Genomic DNA, 4770 nt, shown 5'->3' with positions numbered 1-4770 from the left:
GAACGACGCTCAACGCGAGCGCGACGACCGGTTCTTGATCTCTACCTCAACCGCAGGCGCCCCTCCCGCGCAGCGGGTTCGTTCTTCGACCCTTTCCGGTCCTCGGCGGCGGACGCGACGAACGGCTCAATTGAGCCCACAGCGGACGCTCGCTTTCTTCTGAAGCAGAGTCAGACTACGCATCCATCTGTGCCTGTCGTATGTCGCGGGCCGGTGGTTTGCCGAACAGACGGCCATATTCGCGGGTGAACTGAGGCACGCTCTCATAGCCCACCGCATAAGCCACCGAACTCACGCTCATGCCATCGGCCAGCATCTGGCGCCGAGCCTCGATCAGGCGCAACTGCTTCTGGAATTGCAAGGGAGACAGCGTGGTGGTCTGGCGGAAATGCTGGTGGAAGGACGAGGTGCTCATCCCCGCGGCCTCGGCCAGTTCCTCGATGCGGATCGGCCGTGCATAGCTTTCGCGGATCATAGCGACCGCACGGGCGATGCGTTGTGCATGGCCATCGGCCCCGCCGAGGCTGCGGAGAGCCGATCCGTGCCGTCCCGCCAGAAGCCAGAAATGAATCTCGCGCAGCAACGGCCCTTGCAGGACCGGGAGGGCAGAGGGACGGTCCAGAAGCCGCATCAGGCGCAGGGCCACATCGGCGACATCTGCGTCGGTCGGCTCCACTCGGACAGGCTTGCACGGATCGCCCGGGACCGCCGCCATCTCGACCGCGAGTTCCCGCATAAGGACGGGGTCGAGTTCCAGCACCAGCGAATAGTAGGGCGCGCCGAGGCTTGCCTGCGTGATCTGGCTGACCGTGGGCACATCGGCCGAGATCAGCAGCGACTCGCCCGGACCGAATTCCAATGTCTCGGCCCCTATCGTGACCCGCTTGACACCTTGTAACAGCATGGCCACCAGCGGCCGATTGACAGCGACCTGCAATTCGCCGGGCTGCGTGGCGCGGATCCCGGTCATGCCGGGAATAGGCGTCGACGCCGCCCCGGAACGGTCGGCATGAGTGTCGGCAAAGCTGCGCACAAGGTCGAGAAGCGTTCGGCTCATGGGGGCAAGTTGAAGGGTGGTGGCGTTTCAGGCAAGAACTAAAGAAGGGTCAGGCAAGAAATCCGGACATTCTGGAAAATCTTTGCCGCAAGGCCGATCCAGATTTGCAGGAACAGGCAAGACTACGCGAGGAATCGGCAACAACTGGAGACGCTCTTGCCGCATGTTGTCCCCATCGCTTCGGATGAAAGGACTTCCCGCATGACCAAGATCGCACTTGTCACCGGCGCCAACCGCGGCCTCGGCCGCAACACCGCTGTCAGCATCGCGCAGCATGGCCGCGACGTGATCGTCACCTATCGCGGCAACGCATCTCAGGCTCGCGAGGTTGTGGCCGAGATCGAAGCCCTGGGCCGTAAGGCGGTTGCCCTGCAGTTCGATCTCGGCGAGGTCGCCAGCTTCGCGGCCTTTGCCGAGACCCTGCGCGCGGCGCTGAAAGAGACCTGGGGCCGCGACAGCTTCGATTACCTAATCAACAATGCCGGCCACGGCGAATTCACCATAATCGGCGATACCACCGAGGCGCAGTTCGACGGTCTGTTCGACGTCCATGTGAAGGGCGTTTTCTTCCTCGTGCAGGCGCTTCTGCCGCTCATCGCAGATGGCGGGCGGATCGTGAACTTTTCTTCGGGCCTGACCCGCGTGTCCTATCCGGGCTTCTCGGCCTATGCGGCCGCCAAGGGGGCGGTCGAAATCTTGACCGTCTATATGGCGAAAGAGCTGGGTGCGCGCGGGATCACAGTGAACACGGTCGCGCCCGGAGCGATCGAGACCGATTTCGGTGGCGGGCTGGTGCGCGACAATGCCGAAGTCAACGCGCAGTTCGCAGGGATGACCGCGCTTGGCCGCGTGGGTCTGCCCGACGACATCGGGCCGATGGTGGCAAGCCTTCTGGGCGAGGATAACCGTTGGGTTACGGCACAGCGGATCGAGGTTTCGGGTGGTCAGGCGATCTGATCAGTCGGACCCCCGACAACTGAAGCGCGCGGCCGTATAGCCGCGCGCATTGTCATTCCGCCGTCGGGAAAAGCCTCCTTTGGCCGTCGACTGAAGCTGAAAGACCGGAATGTCCGGCAACCACGTCGTTCCGAGAGCCACACTTGAAGAGCGGTCCTCCACCCAACGGCGACGTAGAACGCTCCGCGGCTGTACGGCAGAGCCGAATCCTACCGCCGGCTCGGTCCAGAACGTGCCTGTCAACTTCGGATAGGTACAGTAAGCGGACGCTCCGTGATCGCCGTAGAAAAAGCCATGAGGCCGCGGTGACACTCTTGACGCAGGGGCTTTCATCGCTTCCGCTTTATCTCCGTGGCTCGCCTCGTCTGCACCTAAGTTGAATGCCTTCTCCTTCCGGTGTTACGAGGACCGTATTTAGTGTGATGCCGCTGCTGTGAGAACCTGCTACCCTGACCCGCCGAAAAAAACAGGCTAGCCGCGCATGGAACGGAGACTTAGCGCGATACTTGCTGCCGATGTGGTCGGTTACAGCCGGCTCATGGGTCTCGACGAGGGCGGCACGCTTTCGGCGCTCAAGACGCATCGGCGAGAACTGGTCGACGGCAAGATCGCCGAGCACCAGGGCCGGATCGTGAAACTCACAGGCGACGGTATGCTGGTGGAATTCCAGAGCGTGGTGAACGCTGTCGCTTGCGCGACCGACATCCAGCGCAGGATGCTCGAGCGCAACGCCGACGTGCAAGAGGAGCGCCGCATCGAATTTCGCATCGGCATCAATGTTGGCGACATAATCTTCGATGACAACGACATCTACGGCGACGGCGTCAACGTGGCGGCGCGAATTGAAAGCATCGCCCGGCCCGGAGGCATTGCGATCTCCAGTGCGGTTCGCGACCATCTCGGCAAGAATCTTGATCTGGATTTCGAGGACACGGGGGAACACGAGCTCAAGAACATCGACCGGCCGGTCAGGGTCTACCACGTCGCACTCGCCGCGCCGTTCAGTTTTGAGGACAGCGCGATGACAGCATCTCCTCAAAGCCACATGAAGGCAAAACCTTCAATCGCTGTCCTGCCGTTCACAAATATGAGCGGCGACCCCGAGCAGGAGTATTTCTCCGACGGAATTACCGAAGACATCATCACCGACCTGTCGAAAATCTCTGGCCTCCACGTCCTCGCCCGCAACACGGTATTCACCTACAAAGGCAAGCCCGTGAAGGTGCAGCAAGTGGCGCGGGAACTCGGCGTCAAATTCGTGCTCGAGGGGAGCGTACGGAAGGCAGGTCAGCGCGTCCGTATCACGGGACAGCTTATCGACGGGGCTGATGGCGGTCACGTCTGGGCCGACCGATACGACCGTGAACTCACCGACATCTTCGCGATCCAGGACGAGATCACTCACACCATCGTCGATCAGCTCAAGGTCAAGCTGCTGCCGGCCGAAAAGAAGGCGATCAGGGCGGCTCCCACTGACAATGTAGAGGCCTATACGTATTATCTGAGGGGGAGAGAGTTTTTTCACCGAACGTCCAAAACCTACTATGTGCTGGCGAAGCGGATGTTCGGCAAAGCTATCGAACTCGACCCACTTTATGCGCGCGCCTATGCGGGCATCGCCGACTGCGACTCCTTTCTATTCCTAAATTACGACGAGAAAGTTTCTCTCGAAAGCATTCTGGCCAACAGCGGTAAGGCGCTCGATATCGAAAGTGGACTGGCAGAAGCACACGCGTCGCGTGGCCTCGCTCTGTCGGTCGGCCAAAGATATGAAGAGGCCGAAAAGGAGTTCGAGCAGGCTATCGCAAGTGATCCCAATCTATTCGAAGCGCATTATTTCTACGCGCGTGCGTGCTATGCACAAGGTAAGCTCAAAGGGGCTGCCCACCATTACGAGCGGGCCGCCGAGATCAAGCCCGATGACTACCAGTCTGTTCTTCTGCTTATGCAGGTTTATCGTTCTCTAGGGCGGCCGGAAGACGAAAGGGAAGCGGGTCGCAAAGGCGTGTTACGCGCCGAGCGCGAATTGGCGAAGTATCCTGAGAACCCCCGGCCAGCCTATCTCGGCGCAAATGCTCTCGCCTTGATCGGGGAGACCGAACGTGCCACGGAATGGTCGGCACGTGCGCTGGCAATCGATCCGGACGACATTCTGACGCAATACAATACCGCCTGCCTTTGCTGTCATTTCGGCGAGCTCGATCGTGCGCTCGATCTGCTGGAACGCCTGCTGCCTCATGCAAACCACGAGACCAAGGCATGGGTGAAGCAGGATTCTGACTTTGCGCCACTGCACGAGCATCCGCGCTGGCAGCGCGTGCTGGAGCTGGCAGCATAGCCATGAAGCGCCGCCGCATAGTGGTGGACGGAAATGCCTGACCTTGGCGGCACAATCGTGTCTCTCAGGGGAGGATGAATAGCTGCTAGGTATACCTTTGGCGACGTTTGTGCCAGTCGCGGTCAGGGACCGCTCAGGGTCACGAGCGCTGATTGCGCGCAATGTCGGGTTTTGGGAAAGGAGAACGGCCCCGGAAGGTCTCGAAAGGGTCATGGGCGTGAATTCGGCCAAGCGCGACCGAGGTTCCGCTTGGGGTCAGGTCACGACGATGTTCGCGACGACCTGAATGTCCGCTCTCGTGTATCTCATCCTAAAGCGGCGGCCTGTCCGCTACCGTGAAGAGTTTCGGGCGCCGGCAGGCGTACGAAAGTCCCCGAGGAAGGAACCCGCGGGCCACAGTCGATGGCTATGGGGATTT

At 60.8% G+C, this 4770-nt stretch carries 3 protein-coding genes; 2 read left to right on the top strand and 1 reads right to left on the bottom strand.

What is annotated here, in order from left to right; translation table 11 throughout:
• Positions 1-175 precede the first annotated feature (175 nt).
• Entirely contained in the window at positions 176-1057 is an 882-nt protein-coding gene (locus NKG99_RS35360; protein ID WP_352874076.1) for an AraC family transcriptional regulator, read from the bottom strand.
• Between the two features lie 201 nt (positions 1058-1258).
• On the opposite strand from NKG99_RS35360, the gene NKG99_RS35355 reads away from it, so the two are divergent.
• Together NKG99_RS35355 and NKG99_RS35350 are read left to right on the top strand one after the other, a co-directional pair.
• The gene (locus NKG99_RS35355; protein WP_352789692.1) at positions 1259-2014 is read left to right on the top strand and encodes an SDR family NAD(P)-dependent oxidoreductase; all 756 of its coding nucleotides are present in this window, start codon (positions 1259-1261) and stop codon (positions 2012-2014) included.
• A gap of 481 nt (positions 2015-2495) precedes the next feature.
• Positions 2496-4352 (top strand): TPR end-of-group domain-containing protein, encoded by a 1857-nt coding sequence (locus tag NKG99_RS35350; protein WP_352874075.1) that lies wholly within the window; start codon positions 2496-2498, stop codon positions 4350-4352.
• Positions 4353-4770 lie beyond the last annotated feature (418 nt).

Source organism: Mesorhizobium sp. M1409 (genome assembly GCF_040317535.1).
Lineage (GTDB): Bacteria > Pseudomonadota > Alphaproteobacteria > Rhizobiales > Rhizobiaceae > Mesorhizobium.
The sequence above is the reverse complement of the archived record's forward strand: the minus strand, read 5'-3'. Positions and strand labels throughout refer to the sequence as shown.

Excerpts from the sequence above, each read along its gene's own strand:
- NKG99_RS35360 (WP_352874076.1), bottom strand. The coding sequence starts at position 1,057 with ATGAGCCGAACGCTTCTCGACCTTGTGCGCAGCTTTGCCGACACTCAT.
- NKG99_RS35355 (WP_352789692.1), top strand. The coding sequence starts at position 1,259 with ATGACCAAGATCGCACTTGTCACCGGCGCCAACCGCGGCCTCGGCCGC.
- NKG99_RS35350 (WP_352874075.1), top strand. The coding sequence starts at position 2,496 with ATGGAACGGAGACTTAGCGCGATACTTGCTGCCGATGTGGTCGGTTAC.